23 protein-coding genes are annotated in these 26,515 nt (G+C 61.2%); 14 read left to right on the top strand and 9 right to left on the bottom strand.

Annotation, left to right across the window (positions count from 1 at the left end; translation table 11 throughout):
* Window positions 1-401 precede the first annotated feature (401 nt).
* The 3 genes from VLU25_10375 to VLU25_10365 all read left to right on the top strand — a co-directional run bounded on the left by VLU25_10375 (window position 402) and on the right by VLU25_10365 (window position 2,776).
* The gene (locus tag VLU25_10375) at window positions 402-1,523 is read left to right on the top strand and encodes a hypothetical protein (GenBank protein HSR68337.1); all 1,122 of its coding nucleotides are present in this window, start codon (window positions 402-404) and stop codon (window positions 1,521-1,523) included.
* A 518-nt stretch (window positions 1,524-2,041) separates the two neighbouring features.
* Window positions 2,042-2,557 (top strand): hypothetical protein, encoded by a 516-nt coding sequence (locus VLU25_10370; protein ID HSR68336.1) that lies wholly within the window; start codon window positions 2,042-2,044, stop codon window positions 2,555-2,557.
* A 48-nt stretch (window positions 2,558-2,605) separates the two neighbouring features.
* On the top strand, window positions 2,606-2,776 hold the full coding sequence (locus VLU25_10365; protein HSR68335.1) for a hypothetical protein: 171 nt from the start codon (window positions 2,606-2,608) through the stop codon (window positions 2,774-2,776).
* Between the two features lie 72 nt (window positions 2,777-2,848).
* Here the strand turns inward: VLU25_10365 and VLU25_10360 are convergent, their stop codons facing one another.
* Window positions 2,849-3,247, bottom strand: coding sequence for a type II toxin-antitoxin system VapC family toxin (locus VLU25_10360; GenBank protein ID HSR68334.1), 399 nt, complete (start codon window positions 3,245-3,247; stop codon window positions 2,849-2,851).
* The gene (locus VLU25_10355) at window positions 3,244-3,495 is read right to left on the bottom strand and encodes a CopG family transcriptional regulator (protein ID HSR68333.1); all 252 of its coding nucleotides are present in this window, start codon (window positions 3,493-3,495) and stop codon (window positions 3,244-3,246) included. The genes VLU25_10360 and VLU25_10355 overlap by 4 nt, the downstream gene beginning before the upstream one ends.
* A 280-nt stretch (window positions 3,496-3,775) precedes the next feature.
* Here VLU25_10355 and VLU25_10350 point away from each other — a divergent pair, with 280 nt between their 5' ends.
* The 3 genes from VLU25_10350 to VLU25_10340 all read left to right on the top strand — a co-directional run bounded on the left by VLU25_10350 (window position 3,776) and on the right by VLU25_10340 (window position 7,869).
* On the top strand, window positions 3,776-4,720 hold the full coding sequence (locus VLU25_10350; GenBank protein ID HSR68332.1) for a hypothetical protein: 945 nt from the start codon (window positions 3,776-3,778) through the stop codon (window positions 4,718-4,720).
* 4 nt (window positions 4,721-4,724) lie between these two features.
* Complete coding sequence (locus VLU25_10345) at window positions 4,725-6,758, top strand: CocE/NonD family hydrolase (GenBank protein ID HSR68331.1); 2,034 nt, start codon at window positions 4,725-4,727, stop codon at window positions 6,756-6,758.
* Between the two features lie 217 nt (window positions 6,759-6,975).
* Window positions 6,976-7,869, top strand: a complete 894-nt coding sequence (locus VLU25_10340; protein ID HSR68330.1) for a hypothetical protein — start codon at window positions 6,976-6,978, stop codon at window positions 7,867-7,869.
* 82 nt (window positions 7,870-7,951) lie between these two features.
* On the opposite strand, the gene VLU25_10335 is transcribed toward VLU25_10340, so the two are convergent.
* The gene (locus tag VLU25_10335; GenBank protein ID HSR68329.1) at window positions 7,952-8,365 is read right to left on the bottom strand and encodes a PIN domain-containing protein; all 414 of its coding nucleotides are present in this window, start codon (window positions 8,363-8,365) and stop codon (window positions 7,952-7,954) included.
* A gap of 276 nt (window positions 8,366-8,641) precedes the next feature.
* Window positions 8,642-8,926: an amidohydrolase family protein gene (locus VLU25_10330; protein HSR68328.1), complete on the bottom strand. Its 285-nt coding sequence runs from the start codon at window positions 8,924-8,926 to the stop codon at window positions 8,642-8,644.
* A 187-nt stretch (window positions 8,927-9,113) separates the two neighbouring features.
* On the opposite strand from VLU25_10330, the gene VLU25_10325 reads away from it, so the two are divergent.
* Window positions 9,114-9,614 carry a DUF4440 domain-containing protein gene (locus tag VLU25_10325; protein ID HSR68327.1) on the top strand — a complete coding sequence of 167 codons (501 nt, stop codon included), beginning with the start codon at window positions 9,114-9,116 and terminating at the stop codon, window positions 9,612-9,614.
* A gap of 22 nt (window positions 9,615-9,636) precedes the next feature.
* On the opposite strand, the gene VLU25_10320 is transcribed toward VLU25_10325, so the two are convergent.
* Complete coding sequence (locus VLU25_10320; protein HSR68326.1) at window positions 9,637-9,882, bottom strand: MbtH family protein; 246 nt, start codon at window positions 9,880-9,882, stop codon at window positions 9,637-9,639.
* A gap of 266 nt (window positions 9,883-10,148) precedes the next feature.
* Between VLU25_10320 and VLU25_10315 the strand changes: the two genes are divergently transcribed.
* The 5 genes from VLU25_10315 (at window position 10,149) to VLU25_10295 (ending at window position 17,704) form a co-directional block, all read left to right on the top strand.
* A complete protein-coding gene (locus VLU25_10315; protein ID HSR68325.1) occupies window positions 10,149-10,979 on the top strand; it encodes a hypothetical protein in 831 nt (276 codons plus the stop codon).
* Between the two features lie 157 nt (window positions 10,980-11,136).
* Window positions 11,137-12,762 carry a PhpK family radical SAM P-methyltransferase gene (locus tag VLU25_10310; GenBank protein HSR68324.1) on the top strand — a complete coding sequence of 542 codons (1,626 nt, stop codon included), beginning with the start codon at window positions 11,137-11,139 and terminating at the stop codon, window positions 12,760-12,762.
* A gap of 227 nt (window positions 12,763-12,989) precedes the next feature.
* Window positions 12,990-14,096, top strand: a complete 1,107-nt coding sequence (locus VLU25_10305) for a helix-turn-helix domain-containing protein (GenBank protein HSR68323.1) — start codon at window positions 12,990-12,992, stop codon at window positions 14,094-14,096.
* Between the two features lie 69 nt (window positions 14,097-14,165).
* Window positions 14,166-15,155, top strand: coding sequence for an alpha/beta hydrolase (locus tag VLU25_10300; GenBank protein HSR68322.1), 990 nt, complete (start codon window positions 14,166-14,168; stop codon window positions 15,153-15,155).
* A gap of 167 nt (window positions 15,156-15,322) precedes the next feature.
* Entirely contained in the window at window positions 15,323-17,704 is a 2,382-nt protein-coding gene (locus VLU25_10295; GenBank protein ID HSR68321.1) for an ADOP family duplicated permease, read from the top strand.
* Between the two features lie 99 nt (window positions 17,705-17,803).
* Here the strand turns inward: VLU25_10295 and VLU25_10290 are convergent, their stop codons facing one another.
* The 3 genes from VLU25_10290 to VLU25_10280 form a co-directional block, all read right to left on the bottom strand.
* Entirely contained in the window at window positions 17,804-18,313 is a 510-nt protein-coding gene (locus tag VLU25_10290; protein ID HSR68320.1) for a DinB family protein, read from the bottom strand.
* Window positions 18,314-18,330: 17 nt separating this feature from the next.
* Complete coding sequence (locus tag VLU25_10285) at window positions 18,331-19,614, bottom strand: PQQ-binding-like beta-propeller repeat protein (GenBank protein ID HSR68319.1); 1,284 nt, start codon at window positions 19,612-19,614, stop codon at window positions 18,331-18,333.
* 112 nt (window positions 19,615-19,726) lie between these two features.
* Window positions 19,727-20,122 carry a RidA family protein gene (locus VLU25_10280; GenBank protein HSR68318.1) on the bottom strand — a complete coding sequence of 132 codons (396 nt, stop codon included), beginning with the start codon at window positions 20,120-20,122 and terminating at the stop codon, window positions 19,727-19,729.
* Window positions 20,123-20,277: 155 nt separating this feature from the next.
* Here VLU25_10280 and VLU25_10275 point away from each other — a divergent pair, with 155 nt between their 5' ends.
* Window positions 20,278-21,978: an amidohydrolase family protein gene (locus tag VLU25_10275; GenBank protein ID HSR68317.1), complete on the top strand. Its 1,701-nt coding sequence runs from the start codon at window positions 20,278-20,280 to the stop codon at window positions 21,976-21,978.
* Window positions 21,979-22,001: 23 nt separating this feature from the next.
* Window positions 22,002-24,836, top strand: a complete 2,835-nt coding sequence (locus tag VLU25_10270) for an amidohydrolase family protein (protein HSR68316.1) — start codon at window positions 22,002-22,004, stop codon at window positions 24,834-24,836.
* Between the two features lie 261 nt (window positions 24,837-25,097).
* Here VLU25_10270 and VLU25_10265 read toward each other — a convergent pair whose 3' ends face one another.
* The gene (locus tag VLU25_10265; protein ID HSR68315.1) at window positions 25,098-26,507 is read right to left on the bottom strand and encodes a M48 family metallopeptidase; all 1,410 of its coding nucleotides are present in this window, start codon (window positions 26,505-26,507) and stop codon (window positions 25,098-25,100) included.
* Window positions 26,508-26,515 lie beyond the last annotated feature (8 nt).

Below are 26,515 nucleotides of genomic sequence, written 5' to 3'. Positions count from 1 at the left end.
GGGCCTCGGCTTTCCTGCGATCCCAGGCCGCCGCAAGCGGCTGACCTCTTGCGGCCCCCCCGAAAAGCGGAAAAGGACGCCGCCGGGGCTGAGGTGCGCCTGAAATGGGCCCTCCGGCTGCCGGCTCGGCCCGCCCAGCTCTCTAGATGACAACCGTTTCTTTATCAAGCAAATCCACGTGACTTCTGAAACGAAGCAGCGCTTCCCAGCAGCCTCTGGACCGTTTTTGAAGACTCACATTAGACGGCTGGACGCTCATTCGCTTATTTTGGGGCTAGTGCGATATGCTCTCTTCACATAAAGCAGGGAAATCAAGGGCACCTCGTGGTGTGAGTGGCGTCGGTGAGACGTCTACTCTACTGGTAGGACGTTTCCTTGATCGATGAGGAGGAATCGTGGATTTGAGTCGACTGGCACGGGCTCTACTCCTCACACTCGTGACGGCGGCGAGCCCCCTAGCGCAATCCCAACAAGAGGTGCGAGAAGATACAGGAAGGGCTGACCTATCCTCGGGATTAGTAAAGAGCCAATGCGGGACAGCTCTTCATCCACGCAGCATTTCGCAGATCGAAGTCGGCCCTTTTGGAACATACTTCGTGAGGCGTGCCGGGGGTGAGGTCGAGAGGTACAGTGCTGTCGGAGAGCGGTTGTGGGGCGTTGATTTCAGTTTCGGGGAAGGGGTGGAGGAAACCTCTCTCTACGATATCACGGTCAGTCCCGCTGGCGAGGTCTTTGCCGTCGGGGTCGAGCACTCCCGGCATGATGGAGCGGTTTATCGGATTCGACACTCCGAGGCTTCCCCGAGGATCGAGCTTCTGGCTCGATTTCGTGGGCTTCAAGTGTCGTCAATTGTAGCTACACCCTCCAGCCGGCTGTTGATGACGGCGTTACCGGTGGAATCACTTGACGCGCGCCGCGTAAAGACCCGCAACGGCGAGGATAAGTGGCTTGATGTCCCTGTGCTTTATGAACTTGAGCCGGAGCAAGGGCACATCGTAAGAGTCCTCCCCTCGCGGCTTATTAGAGTCGTCGATGATGAAATCGATATCAGCGGATTCATGCGGACGCGCTTCGTCTTTTCTCCCAAGGGTTCAGCCTTCGTTTATCAGACGGACCACGCTCTGCTCCATCCCTTCGATTTCTCTACGGGCCAGCGAGGGGTGCCGGTGGCATTGGTTGACCCGATAAAGATCGATCCGAAAGTGGCGTCGGTGATGAGGGTTCAAATACTGCCGGGCGGTTACTTTCTGGCTTCCAGCCTCACTGCCCCCGGCGGCTTTATCGACTCCTGGGAGGTGAACTTGATCGATCCTGGCAATCAGTCCGTCATCTCGCTGGCTAGTCAGCAGATCTCAGCCGCCGATGCGTTCGAGCCCGCGGAAGCTGTCTACAATCCTTTAACGGACTCCATTCACCTGTCGAATCCCGTAGGGGACGATGACGCGGATATGCGGCTTCTTTTCTCCAATCGAGGACTCCTCGCCCGCGATGTTCTCGGCAAGCTCGGAGTGCGGAATAAATGATAAGAGGAGCCGCTGGTCAGAGAACACTCTTAACGACTGGATTACTCCTGTTTGTGGCCGCAGCCGCGGGGTCTGGCCGCCTTCTCGCTGACGAGTGTGAGTTCAGTCCCAAGTGGTGGGCCGAAGGTCCGCAAGAGATCACCGCAATCTGCGCCCATTGCGGGATTGCGCAACTCGTTTTTCAAAGCAACTGCTCACGTACGACCATTTCTCAAGGAGACTCGGTCACGGAATGTGCTCTTTCTCCCCCAGGCGTAGGGCCCGTTTACGATTGCGACCCATCGAGGCCCCTAGACGAATGCTTTGAGCCCGTTCCCTATACGCGGTGGTGCGTTTGTCAACCTCAAGGTTGCACGGCGGAAGAATGGAGCTTCAAAGATTGCGCCTGCCTCGATGACCTCTTTCCAGGAGGTGGGGGTGATGAATGCGAGAGCGATGACGACCCTCTCTTTGCCGACGACGGAGAGTGCGACGACGACCTCCTCAGCCCCCTAATTCTGAATCTGGATAGCCACGGAATGCGCTTGACCGATCCCGAGCACGGGGTAGATTTCGATCTTAATAACGACGGGATTCCTGAAAGACTATCCTGGACCAGAGCGGGGACTAACCAAGGGTTTCTTGTTCTGGATCGCAACAGCAATGGAGTTATAGACGACGGCACGGAGCTATTCGGCGATTTCACTCCTCAGTCGACGCGCCGAGGGGAGGAGCGGAACGGTTTTGCGGCCCTGAGAGTCCTCGATGAGCAGGCTCTGGGGGGAAATGGAGATGGTTTTATCTCTGAAGAAGATGCGGTCTTCGCCGACTTGAGATTGTGGGTCGATTGGAACCACGACGGTGTCTCTCAGCAGGCAGAACTGGGCAGCCTTTTGGATGCCGGGGTACTTACTATAGACCTCAATTACGTCGAATCTCGGCGCCGTGATCGTTACGGGAACGAGTTCCGCTATTTCTCCTTTGCTGATGCCCTCAGAGGCGAGGCTGTCCGCCATCTCATGTTAGTAGACGTCTTTTTTCAGACTGCCCGTTGACGGTGTCTCCTGGGCGAGATTCAGGAATTTCTGCGAATGAGGCGAGGGGTGCCCGACGACGACGAGATCATGCGGGAAGTTCGAGTCAACCGTGAGGCGCACGTTCGCGCCAGTTTCTTGTCCACCGCCAGCAACGGCTGCCTTGCTGGAATGTTCTTAGTTGAAAGCGTTGCCAGCCAGATGCTCGGACCCGCCGTTTGCGGCTTTTTTCGTGTCTAATATTCGCATTAGTTGGGGTGAGGTTTACGAGATCAGGAAATGCGAGGAGGGATCGCCTGCAATGGCCAAGACTCAGGGTTCGACTCTTTTCAGGCCTTCGATCTGATCGAAGTCTCGGTCGTAGCTGCAGATCCGGGGGATGTCGTGGGTGAAGGCCACGGCCGCGTGGAGGGCGTCGCGGGCGCTCAAGGCTTCATACTGGTCGAGGAGATCGCGGGCGGAATCCAGGATGCTCTCGGTGACGGGCAGAATCAGGGGGACGATCAGGCACGCGTTGTCATAGACTTGCCTGCCGTCCGCCCAGCGGTTGATGGCTCGATAACGATGGAGTATCTCCTGAAGCGTCTCGCAATCGATGCAGGCTTCCCGGCTACCATCCGCGACTTTGGCCAGTAAAGCTGTACTCGGCTGTTTGTTGGGATGCTCCGCGCCGGCAGCGTACATGAAGATATTGGCATCCAGCAAAATCACGGTAGGAGATTCTCCGGGCTGGGGACGGATTCTTCAGCCATCGTATCCGGATCAGAGACGGGCAAAGCGAGCGCCTCAAGCCTTTTGACCGCCGCCAGCCTGTCTTTCACTGAAACGGTTCCGTAGCATTTCGCGCACGCCTCGCGCACCAATTCGCCCATGCTGACTCCGCGTTGACGCGCAATGGACCCGAGACGCTCATGAAGATCCGGGGGGAACAGGATGGTCGTCTTCTTGGATAACTCCATATCCACCTCCATAGGTGGAGTATAGCAAGGGGAGACCTTGGCTTGTCAATTCGACTGAAATTCTTGGAAGTAATACAGATCTCGAACCAGGAATCGCTAGGTCGAGCCTGTAGCGACATCCTGCGGAAGACCTTTTTCAGCGTAGCAAACCAGCGGTCCTATATTCGGTCACAACGAAGAAATCGACGCCGCTGAACCGTGCTGTCCTGCGGGCGGAGCTCAGCCTTGCCCTTTCTCGACGGGGGCGCTAAGCTCGCTGGCGGAGGGAAAGGAGTTCTTGGTGCCAATTGTCGAGCATGATCCCTGGCGGATGCAGTATTTCGAGGGTGTCGATTGTCCTGAGGAGGTCTTTATCTCGACCGACGACACCGATTCCTACCGGCTCTACCCCGATTACCGGTGGATGTACAACAAGCTGCTGATCTGCGACACCCAGGACATCGAAGCGGCGCCTCACGGAATCACTCCGCCCCAGTTTCCGGTCTTCAGCAAGCCCATCTACAATCTGCGGGGGATGGGCACGGGAAGCCGGATCTTCAGGAGCGCGGATGACTACCGACGCCTTCAGCAGCCCGGCCACATGTGGATGCGCCTGCTGCAGGGCGATCACCTCAGCAGCGACGCCGCGGTGCTCAAGGGCGAGACCCGCTGGTGGCGCCACGTCACCGGCAAGCCCCTGCCCAAGGGGATGTTCGACTACTGGACGGTGGACGCCCGGCGCCGCCCGGGAGTGGAAGACTATTGCGCGCAGTGGATCCGGCGCAACCTTCCCGACTACACCGGGATGATCAACTTCGAAACCATCGGCGGACGCATCATCGAGGCCCACCTGCGCTTCGCCGACCAATGGCCCGACCTTTACGGACAGGGATGGGTCGATTGCCTGGTGCGGCTCTATACCGAGCAGCGCTGGACCTTCGCCGACGAGAACCGCCGGGACGGCTACAGCGTGGTGCTCTTCGGGGTGCACGGCGTGCAGTACAGCAAATGCGAGCAAAGGGTCATCGACGACCTGCTGGCCCAACCCGACATCTCCAGCATCCAGATCACCTTTCACGAGGACAAGCCCCCCGAGCAACACGCCATGCCTCCGGGAGGCTTTCGCCTGGCCATCGTCAACTGCTGGGACCTGGAGGCCGGCTTGAAAGCCCGCGAACGGCTGGCTTTGCATTTCTGGTCGACCCAGCGGCTGCGGCCCCGCAAAAGCAGGAAGGACGCCAAGTAGCCGCTTGAGAATACGCGAATCCTTCCCCAAAGGCGTCCGCCACATCGAGAACTGCTGGATTCCCCTGCCCGACGGAACCCGTCTGGCGGCCCGCGTGTGGCTGCCCGAGGACGCCCGGCAACACCCCGCCCCTGCCGTGGTGGAAGCCATTCCCTACCGCAAGCGCGACTTCATGCGCAGCCGCGACGAGCCCGTCCACCACTATTTCGCCGGCCACGGATATGCCGCCTTGCGCCTCGATCTGCGGGGATCGGGCGACTCCGAGGGCGTGCTGGAAGACGAGTACAGCCGGCAAGAGCACGAGGACGTGATGGCGGCCTTCGAATGGATCGCCTCCCAGCCCTGGTGCAACGGCTCCATCGGGATGATGGGCATTTCCTGGGGAGGCTTCAACGCCCTGCAGGTGGCGGCCCGCCGTCCGCCTCAGCTCAAGGCCGTCATCGCTCTCTGCGCCAGCGACGACCGCTACGCCGACGACGCCCACTACATGGGAGGATGCCTCCTCAACGAGAACCTGACCTGGGGATCGGTGCTGATGCTCTTCAACGCCTGCCCGCCCGATCCCGAAGTGGTGGGCGGGCGCTGGCGGGACCTGTGGCGAGAGCGCCTTTCCGAGGCCGTCCTCTTCCCTGCCCGTTGGATGCGTCACCAGCGGCGCGACGACTACTGGGAACACGGCTCGGTGTGCCAGGACTACTCGCGCATCCAATGCCCCGTCTACGCCATCGGAGGCTGGGCCGACGGCTATTCCAACGCCGTCCCGCGCCTGCTCCAGGGGCTGCAGGCTCCCTGCAAGGGGCTGGTGGGTCCTTGGGCCCACCTCTTCCCCCACGAAGGAGTGCCCGGCCCCGCCATCGGCTTCCTGCAGGAGGCCACGGCGTGGTGGGACCGCTGGCTGCAAGGAGAGGACAACGGCATCATGGACGAGCCCGCCTACCGGGTGTGGATGCAGGAGAGCGTGCCTCCCAGACCCTTCTACCAGGAGCGTCCCGGGCGCTGGGCGGCGGAAGAGCAATGGCCCTCGCAGCGCATCCGTCCCCGCCGTTTCCGCCTGGCCCGGGGACAGCTTTCCCTTCAGCCCGGACCCGCCGAGGAATTCCTCTTCAGCTCGCCTCAAACCGTGGGACTGCTGGCCGGCGAGTGGTGCGCTTTCGGCACCGACGGCGAGATGCCGCAGGACCAGCGCGCCGAGGACGGCAAGTCGCTGGTCTTCGATTCCCCGGCGCTCCAGGAAAACCTTGAAATCCTGGGTGCTCCCCTGGCGGAACTCGAGCTGGCCTGCGATCAGCCCCAGGCGCTTTTGGCCGTGCGTCTCAACGAGATCTTTCCCGACGGCGCTTCCACGCGCGTCAGCTACGGGATCCTCAACCTTACCCATCGCCGCGGCCACCAGGACCCGCGTCCCCTGCGTCCCGGAAAGCGCTACCGCGTCACCGTCAGGCTCAACGACATCGCCCACGTCTTCGCCGCCGGAAACCGCATCCGCTTGTCTCTTTCCACCAGCTACTGGCCCCTGGCCTGGCCCTCGCCGGCGACGTCTGTACTCACCCTCTTCAGCGAGGGCTCCGCTCTGGAGCTGCCTGAACGCCCTCCCCGGGAGGCGGATCGAGACCTGCGTCGCTTCGAAAGACCCGAGCACGGCCCGCCTGCCGAGAGAGTCAAGCTGCGTCCCTCGCGTTTTGAACGCAAAATCGAGCGCGATCTGACCAGCAACGAGACCGTCTACACCCTCTACAACGACGGCGCCGAGTTGGAAGACGCTTCGCTGGTGCATATTCCCGATATCGGCCTGGACTTGAGCTACAAGCTGGTCAGGCGCTACCGCATCGCCGACCACGATCCCCTTTCGGCCCAAGCCGAGGTGGAACAGTCCACTTCCTTCAGGCGCGGAGACTGGTCGGTTCGCCTGCGCCTTCAGACCCGGCTTTGCTGCACCAAAACCCACTTCCGCATCGAAGCCCGCCTGGAGGCCCTGGAGGGCGAAGAGACGGTATTCCAGCGCCAATGGGACGAACAAATCCCACGCGACGGGATTTGAGCCGGCGCAGAAAGCGAGAAATCGTAGCTTTACAAGAGCCAGTCTTCGCAGTAGCTGCAGCTCCAAGCGTGATGCTGGAAAATCCAGTCCAACCCCCCGAGCCCGATAGGAAAGACGTGTCCACTATCTATTTTTCCTTGTTTAACAAGTTAAACGCCTCCCACGCCTTCTGCGTCTAAAGAGCGAAACGAGGGGTGTGGAAAGGATCCTGCTTGGAATGCGAAGATTCATCACGCTTGGACTGCTATGCCTCTTTCTCGTAACCGGGCTGGGAAGCGGAGAACACCCGGCTTTCCGGACAGACGTGACCTCCCCCGCCCCCTGGACCGACCGCCCCATTCGGGCCGAAGGACGGGAGTTCAGTTTCGCCGTCGTGGGCGACCGGGCCGGAGGGACCCGCCTGGGAGTGTTCGCGGCGGCTGTGGAGAAGCTCAACGAGCTGCAGCCGGCCTTCGTCATGTCGGTGGGCGACCTCAAGGGAGGCAACGTACCAGGGCTGGCCTCGACACCGGAGATCCGCGACAAGCACATCCTGCAATGGCAATACTTCGACGAGTTGGTCAATCGGCTCGATATGCGCTTCTTCTACGTGGGCGGCAACGCCGACTTCACGGTTGGAAGACCGCAGCCGTTCCAAGCCCCCGATGACCTCAAGAAGCGCATCTGGGCGGAACGATACGGCCCCACCTACTACACTTTCGTCTTCCAGGACGTCCTCTTCGTGGTGCTCGATACCGACGACCCGCCTTTTGAACATGGGAGGGGATTCCTCAATTTCGCGCAACGCGATTGGCTGACGGCCGAACTCGCCAAACACCCTGACCCGCGGTGGACTTTCGTCTTCTTCCACAAGCCGCTGTGGCGGGATACGCCCGAGCAGTGGGAGGAAATCGACAAGATTCTCCCCAAGAAACGCATCACGGTCTTCTCCGGGCACTATCACCGCTACGCCAAGGAAAAGGTCAAGGGCCGCCGCCACTATTCCCTCTCAGCCACCGGCGGCGCCATCACCGAAGGCGAACCCGGAGCCTTCGACCACCTCATGTGGGTCACCGTCACCGACAAAAAGCCCAAAATCAAAAACATCCGCCTCAAGATCCCCAAGAAATAGGCCCGTGTGGAGTCGTTGATAAGCATCTGGCTTTTCAAGTAAGACACAGGTCTTTAGACGCCAATCGTATCTTTTACTGATTTCACAGGTCGCGTGGCAGCAGTCGTGGTCGGCCATCGATTTCAACGGCGCCGAAGTCGCGCTGGTCAAGTGTGGCGACCGCGTCCGCACCTAATCTTTCGGCGATCGCCATGACCACAGTGTCCACGAGCCCTAGGCGGAGCGAAGCGTATTGGGCAGAAAGTTCGTTGGCCCTTTCGAGATCTGAAGGTGCTCCCCACTCTATCGACCAGATGCCCTCAGCCAGATCAAAAAGGAAGGCCTCTTGAGCAGATCCTCCCACGCGTGACGCCAGAAGGTAGTCGACTTCAGGCAGTACTGCCCAAGGGACTATCCAGGCAGCCGGATCTTTGAGAAAGAGGTTATTGAGCACTTCGTGATGATCGTCGTGGGAATCGATCAATGCCACCAAAGCGCCTGTGTCGGCCACGATCATGAATCCTCGCCCATTCCAGCCAGGAACTCTTCTGCGCGCTCACCGATATCACCTCGCCCGCTCCGCCCGATACCTAAGCTGGTGGGAAGTCGCTTTTCCTGGTGACGGGCGGCGTACTCGGAGACGGCCTCCCGCACGAGAGCCGCCGGCGTACGTCCCTGTCGGGCCGCGACCTGCTTGAGTCGCTGATAATCTTCGTGGTCCAAGTAAACAGTGGTCTTTAAGAGGCTCATATGGTAACCATATACCATATACCTCTGGTCATCAAGTTGCATTTCAGGGCAGGCGGTTGAGGGCGGGGTGGCCGTTGTTGAGGACGACGAGGACGTCTTGCAGGGTGATGATGTCTTGGAGGGGATTGTCTTCGACTACGATCAGGTCGGCTTCCTTGCCGGCTTCCAGGGTGCCGGTGCGGGAGTCGATTTGCAGCAGGCGGGCTGCTGTTTGGGTGGCCGACTGGATGGCCTGCATGGGGCTGAGTCCGCACTCTGTCAGTTCGCGGACGTCGTGGGCCATGCGCAGCAGGCTTTCATCGCTGTAGCCGGTGTCGGTGGAGGCCACCACCGGGCCAGGTTGGAACGATCACCAGGACGACAGTCCAAAACATCACCGAAAGCAGCATGCGCAGGGATGCCATGCTCCTGATGGTAGCCGCCTCCGCTGTCACGGGCAAGGCCCATGACAGCGACGAATCTGGAACCATGGCACGAGTTTGAAAGTAAGTTAGGGCATGATGAGGACTTCACCTTTGCGATCGCTTCTCACGACCTGCTGCCTTCTGGCCCTTCTGGTTTGCCTGGGGGCCTCGGCACAAGGACAGGAACACCTGACGCTCGATCCCGGAGTCGAGCCGCTTGCCGGGCTGGATGCCGTCTATGCACTTTTTTCCCGCGCATACCGGCAACTCGACGCGGACTTGTTCAATCAGATCTACGCCCGGGACGCCCTCTATCTCTCGCCCCAGCAGCCCATTCGCAAGGGACTGGACGAATTTGTGGGCGGCTTCCGTTCCATGTTCGAGGGGGCCGGTGAGCGGGGACAAGTCCTGGAGATCTCTTTCCGCATCGTGGACCGCCAGATTTCGGGCGGACTGGCCTCGGACGTGGGCATCTACACCCTGCTGCGGCGAGAAGGGGGCGAAATCGTCCACCGCGGCCGCGGCAAATTCGTCGTGGTCGCACTGCGCCAAGACGACGGAAGCTGGCTTTTTCACGTCGACGGCTACAGCGGGCTTCCGGCCCAGGACTGAGGCGAAGGGAAGCCCGCCTCGTCTAATCCTTGGAGGAGGAACCGGCGGCCTCGTCCTGTTCCTCCATCTTCTTGCGCAGGCTCAGCGGCCGCATGTCGGTCCAAACCTCTTCGATATAGTCCAGGCATTCCTGCTTGCTGCCCGACTTGCCCACGTCATTCCATCCCAGCGGATTGTCCCGGTCGGCCGGCCAAATCGAATACTGCTCTTCGTGGTTTATGACTACTTTGTACTCGATGCTGTCGTCGTCTTCGTCCCATTGGCTCATGGTCTGCCCTCCAAATTGAACGGTCGCCCTAATGGCTTGTCAGCCATATGGGATTATATCTCCGTTGAGTACCGTTGCCCGGGCTTCGATCAGCCATCGGATAAGGCCCAATCACCACCGGAGAGGATTTCAGCTCAATGACCTTTAAAATTCTTGGCCCATTGCTACTGACGCTCGGTCTCTCGGCAGCCCCGGCTGCCCCACCGCCACTTGAAGCCGAAGGCGGCGTTGAAGGAATCATAGGCCTGTTCGACCATTACGATTTGGTGGCTTTAGGCGAACGCCACGGGAGCAAGACCGACGCCGACTTCCGTAACCGCCTGGTCCGCCATCCGGGCTTCGCCGCCAAAGCCGACCTGATCGTGGTGGAATTCGCCAACGCCTTCCACCAGCCTATCCTCGACCGCTACGTGGTTGAAGGCGAGGATCTCCCCGAGGATGAGCTTGCCCGAGTCTGGCGCGACGCTGCCGGAGCGGAGGTATGGGAATCACCGATTTATCGGCAGTTCTTTGACGCCGTCCGGGAAGCCAACCAGAAGCTGGCGCCCGAGAGCCGCTTGCGCGTCATCGCCGGCGACCCTGCAGTCGACTGGGAGAACGCGACCACCCCCGAGGACATCGCAGCCTACTCCAGACGCGGCCAGATAGCCGTCGAGACCATTCTCAATGAGGCGGTCAAGAAGGGGAAGAAAGCGCTGCTGGTGTGGGGACGCGGCCATTTCGCGCGCGGAAACCACTTCGACGCCGGATGGGGCGGCATAACCTCGGGCCTCAGCGTGGGTTACGAGGACGAGCTCTTCGTGGTGCTCACCATCTCAGGGGATGAGCCCAAAATCGTTCACTTCGCCGACAGCCACGGACTCAACAAAGAACCGCTCTTCGTCAATTTGCAGCAATCTCCCGTCGGAGAAATGACGGCCCACGAGATCTTCGACTGGGGTCTTCGCGGACCTATCTCCAAGATGGGCGACGGACTGCTTTTCCTGGGAACCCAACCCGACACCATCGTCCATCCCGACCCGCCCCTGAGGGAAATACCCGGCTATCAGGAAGAACTCAGGCGGAGGGCCGAAATTCGCTCGCGACGAAGCAAGTAAACCGGCAGGCCCTGAGGACGCCACCCAGTCGGAATGACCCCACATAAAGGGGGCAAATACGAAGAACCGTTTCTACGGCCAACGGTTCAGAGGTCTTAAAGCAGCTTTAGATAGCTGGTAAACATAGAGCTCCTTTGCTAGAATAGAAGCATCAAGAATGTCAAACTTAGATTGTGTTGTCTTGGGTTACTACGAAGCGCCGCTGGACAAGTCCTTCGAGACGGCCGAGGCCATGCAGAAAGTTTCGGGCGGCCTCAGGCACCTGAAGGCCAATACCTTGCCCTTCAACGGCCGGCGAGTCCGCTATCCGGAACTGATCAACGCCGCCATCAGTAGAGCCACCGGCCGGCCCAGCCGGCTGCACGTGGCCAACTTGCCCAATCTGGGCGCCCATTATTTGGCCAGTTTTTTGCTGCGCCGCAACCTCGCAGCGGAGGTCGTCAACTTCGTCAATTTCGATCAGGAGCGCCTCGAGGATCTGCTGGCTGAGAAGCCCAGGGCCGTCGCCATCACCACCACCTTCTATTTCGAAAGCCATCCCGTCCGCCACTTGGTGGAGCTGGTACGCGAGCATAGCCCGGAAACCAAAATCGTGGTCGGCGGGCCGCATATCTTCCACGTGTGCAGCGATTACGCCCCCCAGGCCCAAGACCGCCTCTTCGCCTTCATGGGGGCCGACATCTATGTCTTCGATTCTCAGGGCGAGTTGACCCTGAGCCGTGTCTGCAGCGAGTTGGGGCAGCCCAATCCAGATCTGTCCACAGTACCCAACTTGATCTACAGCCACGACAACAAGACCTTTCACCGCACGGTCCGCCAACCCGAAAACAACAGTCTGGACGAGAACGCAGTGGACTGGCGGGTGTTTAATCCCGACCAACTGCTGCCCACCGTCCAGACCCGCACGGCCCGCAGTTGCGCCTACAAATGCGCCTTCTGCCGCTATCCCGTGATCGCCGGCGATCTCAATCTCACCAGCCTGGATGTGCTTCGTGCGGAGCTGGACTATCTCAAGGACATCGGGGTGCAGCAGGTGCTCTTCATAGACGACACCTTCAACATTCCGCGCGGCCGCTTCAAAGACCTCTGCCGCATGATGATCCGCGAGAACTACGGCTTCAAGTGGTACTCCTACTTTCGCTGCGGAAACGCCGATGACGAATCATTCGATCTGGCGGCCGAATCCGGCTGCACCGGCGTATTCCTGGGAATCGAATCCGGGGATCAGGCCATTCTGAAGGCCATGAACAAGGGAGCCTATGTGCACAAGTACAGCTATGGCCTGGAGAAACTGCGTTCCAAGGGCATAGCCAGTTACGCATCCTTCATCATCGGTTTTCCCGGCGAAACGGAGGAGTCGGCCCGCAACACGATGGAGTTCATCGATAGCGTGCGGCCCACCTTCTACTGCCTGGAAGCTTATTTTCACGACAAGAAAGTTCCGGTAGCCCAGAGGGCTGAAGAACTGGGCCTGCAGGGTCAGGCCTATTCATGGCGCCACAACAGCATGGATTGGAGGCAGGCCGCCGATCTGGTTGAAGAGGGCTACCACACGATCACGGGATCCACCATCTGTCCCCTTTACAGCTTCGATTTGTGGAGTTTGGCCTACATGACGGGCCTTGGCCTGAGCCGCCAACAACTCACCGACTTCGTCCGTAGCGCTTCCAAGATCCTGGTGCGGGCGCTGAGCGACGAGAAAGTCGATGCAGCCGATCACCTTGACCGGCTGGCTCAAGCTTTTCGCGGCTCAGATCAGGTGTTGTCCCGGCTGGCTTCCTGACAACTGAGGACTGCCGCTCATCAAGAATGAATTCAGATTTGCACTGCGGACTTTCGCTCGAAACCCGGTTTTCGCCCTGGCCGTCATAGGAACGCTGGGTTTGGGCATCGAGTCAGCGCCGCGGTTTTCAGCCTGGTCGATCATGTCCCAGGGGCTTCCAGGTATGAAAGAGGAAGCAGGATTCGCTAGAATGAAACCTCGCTCGGGGAGACGAGACGTGGAGCGAGATGAGAGGGGAATTCGGATTCTGGGAGGTGTTGGCCCTGGCGGCCTCGGTTCAAGGCTGCTTCCTGGCCGTGGTGGTCTGGACCCACCGGCGGGGCAACCGCTTGGCCAACCGTCTGCTGGCCACCCTGCTGCTGCTCTACTCTCTGCAGTTGCTTGAAATCGTTCTCTACTGGACGCGTTCCTTGCAGGCCGTGCCCCACCTATGGGGAATGAGCTGGCTGTTTCCCTATCTCTACGGCGTTTTGCTCTACTTCTACGCCCGGGCGCAGACCGAGCCGGCCTTGACACTTGGACTCCGCCAGGCGCCGCACCTGGCTCCTTTTCTACTCGGCGGGCTGCTCTTCCTGCCCTTTTACCTGCAGGCCGGAGAAATCAAGCGCCGCATGCTGCAGAGCAGCTATCCCGGCCAGGGCGAGGGAGGCGTCAGCCTCTTCGTCCTCTCCATCTGGCTCCTCCAATTCATCCACTTCACCGTCTATCTGATGCTGACGCTGCGGGTACTCAAGGGAGCTGGGCGGGGGAGTCCGTCGTACTCCTGGCTGCGCCGCCTCACGGCAGCTTTCGGGATCACTTTTGCCTGCTGGTTCTTCAACGGTATGGCGGTGGCTTTCGGATTCCCCTATCTGAGGCTGATCGACTACGCTTCCAGCCTCTCCATGAGCGCCACCATCTACGCCATCGGCTACACGGCGCTTCGGCAGCCTGAGCTGTTCTTGCAGTCCTGGACCGACAAATACCGGGGTTCGACCTTGACCGCCGATCAAGCCGAAGATTTCCAGCGCCGTCTGCTGGAAGTGATGCAGGCGGGCAAGCCCTACCGCGACGCTCAGTTGCGCCTCAAGGATCTGGCGGGCAAGCTGGAGGTCCATCCGCACCACCTCTCACAGGTCATCAATCAGCACTTCCAGCGCAACTTCAACGACTTCGTCAACGCCTACCGGGTGGAAGAGGCCAAACGGCTCATGGCCGATCCCCGCCACCGCCACGACACCCTCCTCGATTTGGCTTTTGAAGCCGGCTTCAATAACAAGACCTCATTCAACCAGGCTTTCAAAAAGCACGCCGGCACCACTCCTTCCCGCTTCAGGGAACGCGTCCTCGGTTAATCGCTCAATCCGACGTCAAGAATCATAAAGATTGGCGACAGGGGTTCAGGGCTGGGCTAGATTGGGGCCATGAAACATCCAGTTATTTGCATTCTGGCGCTCGTTCTTTTCAGCAACGCATCGATGCTGGGCCAACGCTCCATGGCACAGGATCCCAGTCTCAACAACCTGGTCCACCCTGAGGGCTATGATCCTGCCGAGTTGGGCACCTTCGGCCACGTCGAGGAGCGGGGTCAGGGACCCGTGCCGATGATCCTCATCCCGGGGGGAGGGTTCGGCTGGGAGGTCTTCGAGTCCTTCATGCAACGCCATCAGGACGACTTCACCATGTATGCGGTTACCTTGGCGGGCATGGGCGGGACCGCGGCGCCTCCCATGCCGCCGCAGGGAACCAGCTACGGCGAACGCACCTGGATCACCGGCGCCCTAGAAGCCCTCAAATCTCTTATTCGGCAAAGGGAACTCGACAGACCCGTGGTGGCGGGTCATTTCCTGGAAGGCGCCCACGTGGCGCTGGAAATGGCCATCCGCCATCCCGACATGATCCGCTCGGCTGTCATTCTGGGAGGATCGGCCAAGTTCGCCAATCCCCAGTACGAGGCCTATACGCTGGAGCAACGTATCCGCTACTACGACACCCAGATGGCCCCGAACTGGTTCAAGACCGTCACCCTCAAGACCTGGAACGACAACAACTTCCCTGCCTCCTCTTATTCCAATCAAGCCCAGGTAGCGGAACGCCTTTATGAGCAGGTCTCCAAGGGACCGTTGCAGATCTACGTCCGATATCTGCTGGAGTTTTGGTCAGGGGATCCCACCCTGGAATTCGGGTCTATAGAGGTGCCGGTTCTTGTTCTCATGCCGTCCTTCAGTGAGCAGTACCTGAAGGAAATGGACGCACCTTGGCTCGACCACTACTTCGTCGTCAGTTGGAAAGGGGCCGAGGCCAACCCGCTCATCGGGCGAACCGCCATCCCTGACGCCCACATTTTCGTCTGGCTTGACAATCCCCAAGCGGTCGACGAGGCGATTGCCGGTTTTCTGGCCAAGAAGGAGTGAAGCGTGGCCGCTGGCCGGGTTCAATGCTGCGCAGTAGATAACCCGTGAAAAATGCTGGGCAAACGGGTTCATCACATGGTAGGCTCTTTGCAACCGGCCTTGAGAACGAGAAGCAGTCGCGTGGAGTTTCGCTCGCCAGAGTCCGTTCGTACGGAAACGAGGCTTCCATGTTGAACGACTTTTCCTTTGCCTTGAGGATGCTGCGAAAGAGTCCCCTCTTTACCTTTGCCGCCGTTCTCACTCTGACACTGGGAATCGGGGCCAACACGGCCATATTTTCCATCACTCACGAGGTATTGGGCGATCTCCCCTATCCCGACTACGAGCGGCTTGTCAGGCTCTATACGCCTGATCTGGAGCACAGGTACCGTCTCGATCCGTCTTTGCCCGACCTTCTCGACATCCGCGACCGGGCTACCAGACTGGAGGCTATAGAAGCCTTTTACACCCGCGTCGCCCCTCTGGGGGACGATGGGCAGCGAGCGGTCACGGTCCACTCTTCTTCCGGGTTCCTGAGCTTGATCGGGGCTCGAGCACATCGAGGCAGACTCTTGAGCCAATCCGACTGGGACGCCAATGCTCCGGCGGCGGCTGTCTTGAGCTTCGAGTTTTGGGTCAGCCGCTATGGAGGCGACGACGAAGCGGTGGGTCAGGTCATCGGAATCGGTGACCGGCAGTACACCATCGTCGGCGTCGCTGAGCCCGTCATGGGCCCGCTCTTGAGACGCCACGACATCTTTGTTCCCTGGTCCATGGAAGCGCAACGGGCCAGCGCTTCTCGCGGAGCCAGGGGAGGAATAAGGACCCTGGGGAAGCTGGGCCAGGGCGTGTCCTTGTCTCAGGCCCAGGCTCAACTGCGGGTTATCGGCGAAGAGCTGGCGCAGGACTATCCCGAGAGCAGCGGCGGGGTCAGACCGGAGTTGGTGTCGCTCTATGACGAAATCGTAGGCGAGGCTGAGCCTTCCTTGCTGGCATTGTCAGGTGCCTCACTGCTGATCCTCCTCATCGCGGTCGCCAATATCGCCAACTTGATGCTGGCCCGCGGAAGCCGGCGGCGGCGGGAGATGTCGATTCGCTCGGCACTGGGCGCCGGACGCCTGCGGTTGGCTCGGCTGCTGCTCAGCGAAGCGCTCCTGCTCTCGATTTTTGGCGGTCTGGCGGGTTTGGGCGCGGCTTGGTTCTTGGTCAAAACCTTCGTCGCCAGCACTCCCATTCATGTGCCACGTCTCAACGAGGTCGGCGTCGACTTGGAGGTGATTCTCGCCTCACTGGGCGTCAGCATTCTCAGCGGACTGCTCTTCGGACTCGCTCCCCTGATCTTTGTCCGCCAAGTCACATCGGCTCGGGGGCTCAGCGGAAGCGGGAGTGCGGCAGATCCAGGAAGACTGCGGGGACAATCAGGATTAGCTGTTGCCCAACTGGCGCTTTCCTTGATTCTGCTCACCGGATCGGGGTTGATGGTGCGCAGCTTTCTGGCCTTGCAGTCTGTTCCGGTGGGCATCGATTATGAGCAGATCGTCGTCCTCTCAAGCGGCAGCCTGAGTGTGGGCCATTTCCCTGACCGCAATCAGCAGCTTGATCAGTTCAACCGGATCCTGGAGGGCATCGAGGCCCTGCCGGGCGTCGAGGCTGTAACGCTGACCTCGCAGGCACCGTTGTCGTCAAGCGCGCTCGCCGAAGACATCGAGGTGCTTACGGGAAGCAACAAGGGCTCGAGCATTTCCTGCGAGCTGATCGGCGTAACGGGTGATTTCTTTCAGTTCTTCGGCAGCAGTGCCTTGCAGGGACGGCTTTTTCGACCCCAGGACCGTGACTTCGCCGACTCCATGGTGGTGGTGGACTCCAAGTTGGCCGAACGGCTCTGGCCCGAGCAGCCGGCGGTGGGTCAGAGGCTGGATTTCAGAGGAAGCGAAGGCGAAGTGATCGGAGTGGTGGAACCCATACGCTACGGGGATCTGGCTGCGGACTTCCGGCCCAAGATGTACACCTTGCAACAGCACAGCCGATCGGCCTTCGGGGGCACCTTTCTGATACGTCACCAAGGAGACCCTGAGCCCGTCTTGGCTGCCGTCCGCTCGCGAGTGGAAGAGATCGACCCGTCTTTTCGGATCGCTTACCTGCAGCCGTTGGAAGCTTTCTACCAGCAATGGCTGGTGCGGCCCCGGTTCTTCTTGCTGCTCCTGGGCGGATTGGGAGTCCTGGCTTTGATAGTGGCCTCTGTGGGCGTCTACGGCGTGATGTCCTACTCGGTCAGCCGCCGCCTCAACGAAATCGGCATCCGCATGGCCCTGGGAGCCCGCCGCGCCAACATTTTCAAGCTCTTCTACCGCACAACCGCCTTCCAACTGGCTATCGGTCTGACGCTGGGACTCTTGGGCGCGCTGTGGCTGACGCCCTTCCTGGAATCCTTGCTCTTTCAAATTAGGCCGGGCGATCCTCTGGCTCTTCTTTCCACGGCCCTGGTGCTTTCGCTGGCCGCCACCCTGGCCATCCTGATTCCAGTGCGGCGGGCTGTCCGCGTGGATCCGGCCCGAACCCTGCGGGAGTGACCGTCACGACGAGGGCAGATGATCGTCACGAGCCACTGCCTGATGTGACCAAGCGGGGAGCCGATGGGTCAAGCCGTGGATCAGGGCTGAACAGGCCTTCTAGCTCTGCCTTTTCTTGGCTCCGCGGGCCGAGGCCTCAGTGGCGGCGGGGACGCCCCGGGCGCAGGCGATGAAGTCGCAGGGGGCGGGGTCGTGACCGGACTGGCGCAGAATGAGGTTCACCTTTCCGCGATGGTAGTGTCCGTGGAGAGCCGTGTGGACGAGGATGTCGCCCACCGAGCTGGAAAAACTCTGACCGGCGCTGTTGACGTATTCGATCGTCTGCTCGAGCAGCCTGTCGCTCAGCCCATCCAGGTAAGCCGCCAAGCTCTGCTGCGTTTGGCCCATGAGTTCCTCCGCCTCCTGCAGACTCACCTCAGGCCATACGGCGGCCCTGGAAGACCGGCCCTGCAGGCGGGACAGCCAGATCTCCTGGGCGCCCAGGACGTGGGCCCATTCCCGCAGCGCCCGCTCGGGAGGCTGAAAGGCCGCTTGCAGGGCTTCAAGCATAAGGCGGTCGGCCCAAAAAGCGTGCTTCCAAAGGCGCCGGATGTGCTCGACGGATTCCATGGCATCGCTCCGTGCGGCTATTGCTCCGGCTCTTCGCTGCCCACGGCATAGAGGAACTCCGCGGTGCGGATGAAGAATTGTCCGTTGGAAATAGCCGGCGTGCTGAGCGTGTAGCCCTGCACCTTGTTGGTGGCCAGCACCTCGAATTGGGGCCCGGTCTTGAAGACCGTGGTGGTGCCTTCCTCGCTGGTGGCGTAGATGCGTCCGTCGGCCAGCAGCGGAGAAGCGCTGTAGGTCCCCACTTCAACACGTTCCGGGCCATAGACCACCTGGCCGCTGTCGGCCCGCAGAGTGGTCACCACGCCCCGGTCGTTGACCACGTAGAGGTACCGGCCGTCGGTCACGGGAGTGGGCACGTCGGTGCCCCGCTCTCGGGTCCAGGCCAGGTCGTCGGAGGAAATGGTGCCGTCGTCGCCTATCTTGTAGGCCAGGATGGGGCCGCGCTTGCCGAAGACGTAAAGATATCCGTTTCCAACCACCGGCGAGGCCACCAGCCGTTGGGTGGCGCTGGGTTCGGGATTGAGTCCTCCCACCCTCCAGAGTTCCTTTCCGTCCTCGGGGTCGTGCCCCGTGACCACGTCGGCTCCCACGATCACGATCTGGGTGTGGCCGTTGTGGCGAAGCAAGGCGGGAGTGGCGTAGGAATCAGGCGATTCCTGTCCGTAGGCTTCTTCCGGTCTCTCCACCTTCCACAGCGTCTTTCCCGTCGCCTTGTCGATGCGCAGCAGGTAGGAGGGGTCGTCGGTATACCAGCCGTGCAGCACCTGCAGATAGAGAGCATCTTCATGCAGCAAGGGAGAGGAAGCGTAGCCCCATTTGAGTCCGAAGGCGCCGTAGTCGGCCTGCAGGTCGCGCGTCCACACTTGTTGCCCCTCGAAGTCGTAGGCTCTGAGGATGCCGGTTCCGGAAACCACGTAGACGTGTTTCCCGTCTGTCACCGGCGAGGGACTGGAGAGGTTCTGTTTGCGCAGGATCTCGTTGCCTCCCCCCAGTTCGCGCTTCCAGACAGGTTGGCCGCTGCGGCGGTCGACGCACCACAGCTCCAGGCGGTCGCTCTCTTGAGGGTCGTAGCCGACGCTGAGAAAGATGCGGTCGCCCCACACGATGGGAGTGGCGCCGCTGCGTGCCGGCATGGCCAGCTTCCAGGCCACGTTGGACTCGGGCCCCCACTCCAGCGGGAGGTTCTCTTCCGAGCTGGTCTGGTCGAGATGAGGCCCCCGCCACTGAGGCCAGTTGTCGCCGGCGGAGAGCGTGGCGGCCAGGAACAGGCAAAGAGTCAGAATCACGGTCCGGAACTGCATCTATACCTCCAGGAACAGGTCGGCTGAACTTGCGACTCCATGTTGGACAAAACTGCCCTCGATTGTCAAAGCCAAAAGGGGTCTTGGTTGCCGCTGGCGCCCCGAGCCAGACTTAATCTCCGGCGACAACGGCATCAGCCTCCGTTTCCACCAGCCATTCGCTGTTGATCAGCCCCGAAATCTCCACGAAAGTACAAGCGGGACGGATCTTGGCGAAGACTTCCCCGTGAGCCCGTCCGGCTTCTTCCCAGCGCGATATGTCGGCCAGAAAGATGCGCGTGCGGATGATGTCCTCCGGACTGCCGCCGGCCTGTTTGACGGCCTCGATCATGATGCGCAGGCAGTAAACCGTCTGGGAATAGAGGTCCCCCGGCGACACTGTCGATCCGTCGGGCGCGATGGGCGCCGTTCCCGCCACCGCGATGTGCTTTCCGATGCGGACGGCCCGGGAAAAACCGATCGGCTCTTCATAAGGCGAACCGGAGCTGACAAGGGTACGTTTGCTCATAGGCTGGCTCCAGAAAGAAATGACAGACTACGCCGCGGCGGCGGCGGCGGCAAGCGGGAAACGCGACAAAAGCTGGGAGCTATTGCATATCAGTCCGAGAATGGGCATAGTTGGCGGCATCGGGCCACTCGACTTGATGAACGAAGGAGGATTTGGTGCTCTCGATCAACTCTCGCCGAAAACTGTGCATGGCTTTGCTGGCGACGGCTCTCTGGGCGGCGGCTCTGCCCCAGCGTGCAGGGGCCGAACGGCCGCGGGTCTACGCCTTGACCGATGTGCGTATCGTGACCGCTCCCGGCCAGGTCATCGAAAGCGGAACCATCGTATTGCGCAACGGGCTCATCGAAGCCGTAGGAACCGGAATCGCCGTTCCCGAGGAGGCTCAGGTCATCCAAGGGCAAGAGGGCTGGACGGTCTACCCAGCCTTCCTGGATGCCGCGGCCCGCGTCGCCGTGAAAGAAGAGGAGGGCCAGCAAGGCCAAGGCGGATTCAATCCCGCAGTCCTGCTGCAATCGCTTCAAGAGGGCCAGGAGACGCCTACCGGATCGCCTCACGAACTTTCCCTCATTCACCCCGAAGCTGCGGTGGTGGAGGAACTCGATTTCAGCGACAACCGCATTCAGAGGCACCGCCAGGCCGGATTCGCGGCCGCCCATGTGCTCCCCGCCCAGGGCATCCTCAAGGGGCGCTCAGCGGTGGTGGCACTGCGCCAGGGCGAGGCCAAGCAACTCATCATCCGTCCTCGCCTGGCTCAGGTGGCCTCCCTTCAGTCAGGAGGATTCTTCAGCGGCTATCCCACCTCCAAAATGGGAGCCGTGGCGGCCATGCGGCAGGCCTTTTACGACGCTCAGCGTCAGAGGGACTGGGTGGAGCGATACCGGAACAATCCGGTAGGCATGCAGCGTCCCATCTTCAAGACCTCCGACGAACCTCTGATGGCAGCCGCCCGGGGCGAGACTCCCGTCCTCTTCACAGCCTCATCTCCGCTCGACTTCGACCGCTTCAAGATGATCGCCGACGAATTCGGACTGACGGGAATGGCGCTGGGACGCTCGCTGGCGGACCCTCCCGATCGGATCAAGGCCGCTTCCATGCCTGTCCTGCTTCCCCTGGAAATGCCGCAGAAGCCCAAGCTGGAAGATGAAGACGAGCAGCGGGAGGTGGGGCTGGAAGAGATGCAAGCCTACCTGCGCGCCCCCACTCTGCCGCGACTCCTCAAGGAAGCCGGCATCGAGTTCGCCTTGGTGTCGCTGGGCATGGATTCGGTCGGCGACGTGGCCGAGAACCTGCACAAGATCACCAGCCAGGGCGGACTCCCGCAAGAGGACGCTCTAGCCGCCCTGACTACAGTCCCCGCCCGCCTGTTGGGACTGGAAACCGTACTCGGCACCCTGGAAGCGGGCAAGATCGCCAACCTGATGGTGGTAGACGGCGAGCTCTTTGCCGAGAAGCCCTCCCTGCGCTATCTCTTCGTGGACGGCATCCACGAAGAATTCGAGGCCGAGGAGGCCAAGGGCGACCCCCACGCTCAGGTCGATCCGCGGGGCGAGTGGGACGTTACCACCCAAGTGATGGGACGCAGCAATCAATCGACCTGGACCATCGAGGGCAGCCCCGGCAACTACAGCGGCAAGACCGAATCGGATCGAGGCTCGCGCGACTTCGATTCGGTGGAACTTCAAGGCAACCTGCTGCGGGTGCGACTGCCCGGCCCCGGCGGACGTTCCATCGAAGCCGAAGTGGTCATCGAAGGCGAAACTTTCGAGGGCGAATCGGAGATCAACACTCCGCGCGGCTCCATCACCATCAAACTGAGCGGAAAGCGCACGTCCAAACCGCAGGGAGGTGCCAGATGAAGACTCATTCTCGAGAACCAGCCATGAACCAAGCAACTTCAGTCTTTCTCAAGCCGCTGACGCTCCTGGCCGTGATCCCGGCGCTGTTGCTGTGGGGCGGACTCAGCCTGCGGGCGCAGGAAGACGACCCCCGCCAGGTGCGGACTTATCCGCTGCCTCCCGAAACGCCTTCCCAGGTGCTGATACGAAACGCCACGGTGTGGACCCAGAGCCAGAGCGGCATCCTGGAAAACACCGACGTTCTCCTGGTGGACGGCAAGATCCGGTCGGTGGGCAGCGGACTCAGCGCTCCTTCCCACGCCCTGGTCATCGAAGGCCAGGGACTGCACGTCACTCCCGGCCTCATCGATTGCCACAGTCATAGCGCCGTCGAAGGCTTCGGAGTCAACGAAGGAGGTTCGAGCGTCACTGCCGAAGTCCAGATCGACCACGTTCTCGACCCCGGCGACCGCTACATCTACCTGCAATTGTCGGGGGGACTGACGGCGGCCAACGTCCTTCACGGCTCGGCTAACGCCATCGGGGGCCAGAACTCGGTCATCAAGCTGCGCTGGGGCGCCAGCAATCCTCAGGACCTGCTCTTCGAAGATGCGCCCGAGGGCGTCAAGTTCGCTCTGGGAGAGAATCCCAAGCAGAGCAATCTTCCCAACTTTCCGGGCTTGCCCCAGCGCTATCCGCGCAGCCGCATGGGCGTCGAGGCCACCATCCGCAACGCCTTCCGCGAAGCGCGCCAGTACCAGGCCGAGTGGGAAGCCTACGACCATCTTTCCCAGTCCGAGAAGGAGCGCGCCGTCCCGCCGCGCAAGAACCTACGCCTGGACGCCGTGGTGGAGATTCTGGAGGGGACCCGCCTGATCCACTCCCATAGCTACCGGGCCGACGAGATCCTCATGCTGATCAGGTTGGCCGAGGAATTCGGAGTCACCATACAGACCTTCCAGCACGTACTTGAAGGCTACCGCGTAGCCGATGAGATGGCCGCTCACGGAGCCGGCGGATCGACCTTCGCCGACTGGTGGGCCTACAAGCTGGAGGCCTTCGAGGCCATCCCCTACAACGCCGCCCTCATGACTCAGCGGGGAGTCAACGTCAGCATCAATTCCGACAATGGATCGCTGGCCCGCCGTCTCAACCTGGACGCCGCCAAGACCATCCGCTACGGAGGCATGACTCCTCAGCAGGCCCTGGCCATGGTCACCAACAATCCCGCCAGCCAATTGGGAATCGACCACCGGGTGGGATCGCTGGAAGCCGGCAAGGACGCCGACATCGTCGTCTGGACCGGCAGTCCGCTCAGCGTCTACAGCCAGGTCAGCCACACCTTCGTGGACGGACAACTCATGTTCAGCCGTCAGCACGATCTGGAAAACCGGGAGCGCGTCGAGCAGGCGCGGCAAGCTCTCATCGCCGAGATCAAGGAGCCTCCCAAGGAAGAAGCCGAAGAAGAATCGATGGACGAAGAGGTGGCCGAAACGGATGAGGAAGTGGAACCTCAAGGTGACGGGGAGTCGCAAGAGGCCATGGAAGACGATCCCCAGGAAAACGACTCGGACGGCGAAGAGTCCGAAGAGCTTCCCGACAATCCCGACCATGCCGCTTCCTACGGCTACGCCGCGCTGGCGCCTTCTCAGCCCACCGCCATCCTGGGCGCCACCGTCCACACCATCAGCGGTGAGGACATTGAAGACGGCGTCGTGGTCTTTGCCGACGGCCGAATCAGCGCCGTGGGCGGACCTGGCACCGACATCCCCTCCGGCGCCCGTCGAGTGGAGGCCGCGGGCAAACACCTGTGGCCGGGAATCATCCACGCTCAGACCGTGCTGGGACTCAACGAGATCGCCAGCGTGGCGGGTTCGGTGGACAGCGCCGAAATGGGCGATTGGAATCCCGACATCGACGTCCACCTGGCCGTTCATGCCGCCAGCACCCATATTCCCGTTTCCCGATCGGGCGGCATCAGCCATGCCGTGGTCATGCCGCAGGGAGGCATACTGGCGGGAACCACCGCCCTCATCCGCCTTGACGGCTGGACCTGGGAAGAAATGTCGGCCGTCCCGCGCCATTCCATGTCGGTGGAGTGGGAGGGCGGCGGAGGCGGCTTCGCTGCTTTCTTCGGCGGCAGGCAGAGCCTTGAAGAACGTCAGAAGCAGTCGGAAGAAAGGGCCGAAAAGCTGGAGGAATACTTTAAGGACGCCGAGGCCTATCTGAAGGCCAAGGGAGAAGTCTCGGCGGCCGAGGGATCGTGGGAATACGATCCCAGGCTGGAGGCCCTCGAGTCGGTGCTCAACGGCGACATGCCCCTTTACGTATCCGCCGACAGCTACTTCGCCATCGAAGATGCCATGGATTGGGCCCTCAAGCGGGGCTTGCGGCTGGTGATCGTAGGCGGTCGGGACGCGCCGCTGGTGGCTGAAAAGCTGGCTCGCCACAAGGTTCCGGTGGTGTTGACCAGCGTAGCCTCCGACCCCACGCGCGACGACGAGCCTTACGACGTCCGCTATGCCACGCCGGCCGCGCTTGAAAAGGCGGGGGTGCTGTTCGCCATCGCCGGAATCGGCACCCCCGGCGGATCGTCCAACGCGCGCAACGTCACGCTGCACGCCGGAATCGCTGCCGGCTTCGGCTTGGACCGCCAGGCTGCCTACCGCTCGCTGACCCTCAATCCGGCCCGCATTCTGGGCGTCGAGGCCACCCTGGGGTCAATCGAAGAGGGCAAAAGCGCCAGCCTGGTGCTGACCGACGGCGACCTGCTGGAGCAGAGCACCGCCATCGAGCAGGTGTGGATCGACGGCATGGAGCCTTCCATGGAGGACAAGCACAAACGCCTCTACGAAAAGTACAGCAACCGTCCGCGCTAGGGCCGGCGGTGCAGTGCGTCAGAAGTTTTGAGCCACCCTGTCGCGTTATTCCAGCATTTCAGCGTTCGGACCCTTGCCGTCTTAAACTTAAGCCCAGGGTGGCGCCGCCGTCTCGCTAGCGCTCGCCGGGGCTGACCCCGGCCTGGCGAATCTGTCCCTGTGTCAGGGACAAGAACGTAGGGCCCTGGCTCAGAACTGACAAGGCAGAAGTCCGCTTTGCGAGTTGGGCGTTGGGTCCTGGGAATTCGGCCCGAAGGCCGCTCAGTAGATCTCGAGGCTGCCGGCCATGCGCCGAAAGGTGCGGCGGTAGCTGCCGAAGTCGTCTTCAGGCACGATCTGCAGCAGGTAGACGATCTCGTCGTTGTCGAGAAGCGCGGTGTAAACTTCGACGTGCTCCTCGAGTCCGGTAGCCGGCGAACGTCCGGCCAGCGTCACGTTGAGGGCTTGACGCTGCCCCAGGCGCACCCGCCTCCAGTTCGTGACCTGGCGCAGATGACTGTTGTTTTGCAGCATGTCCCGCAGGTAGGCCTGGCTGCCGTCCACCAGAAGATCCTGCTCCCGCCGAGCCCTGGAGCGGAACTGAAAGCGTTCCAGAATAGCGCCGTAGGCGACTTCGGTACGTCCGCGCACCTGGCCGATGCCTCCCTGAGGAGCGAAGGTGACTCCGAATCCCTGGTGGGGATAGGGTTGCCAGTTGGCCGGATGGTCGATGCGGTAGGCGCGGTTGTCGGACTCGAAGATCCGCCAGCGGCTGGAAGGAGGCTCAACGTCGCCCACTCGGGGACTGTCGCCGCCTCCGGCACCGCCTGCTCCGCCCGACTGCAAGTCTTGCATGGAAGGGGCGTCCGACATGCGATCCAGCCGTGACTTAATAGCTTCGAAACTGCCCACGTTGGGCTGGCTGCGGTAGCCGCCGATAAGGTCGATCTCGCGCTGAATGCGCTCAGAGCGGTCTTCGGGGGCGGGGTGAGAACTGAAAAAGGTCTCCAACCCGCTCCGGTCGCGTCCCGCCTGCTGGCGCAACAGCTCGAAGAAGTCAGCCATGGCCATGGGGTTGTAGCCGGCCGCCGCCAGGATCTGGACGCCCACCACGTCGGATTGCGTCTCGGCCGTGCGGCTGAACTTGAGGAAGAGCGAATTGAGGCCGAAGCCGCCCACCGACTGAATGATCTGCTCGGTGGTGCGCGAGGTGCGGTCGCCCAGGAAGACTCCCAACAACGAGAATCCGGCGCCGGCCAAATAGGCCTTGGAGGCCTGGTTGGTGCCGTGACGCAGGGCCACGTGGGAGATCTCGTGGGCCATCACGCCGGCCAGCTCGGCTTCGCTGCGGGCCGCCTCGATCAGTCCCCGGTTGACGTACATGTAGCCGCCGGGAAGGGCGAAGGCATTGATGTCGGAGACGTTGACGACCTTGAACTGGTAGGGAAAATCAGGACCCGGCGCGTGGCGGGCCAGCCGTTGTCCGATGCGGTCGACATAGTCCTGCACCCTTCGGTCGTCGAGAAGGGGCAGCTGTCTTTCGATTTCAGAGGCGCTGTTACGGCCGATTTCCACATCCTGTTGAGGGGAGAAGAGATTGAATCCGGGATCGACGTCGGTCTGCGCCAACAGCGGCGAGGCGCTGACAAGCAGCAGGACGGTCAAGCTGGAAATGAGTCTTTGCCCAATCATGTGGAGAC

Source organism: Acidobacteriota bacterium (assembly GCA_035471785.1).
Classification (GTDB): Bacteria; Acidobacteriota; UBA6911; order RPQK01; family DATIPO01; genus JANQFM01.
Note: the sequence above shows the minus strand (reverse complement) of the source record. Positions and strands in the feature narration are given on the sequence as shown.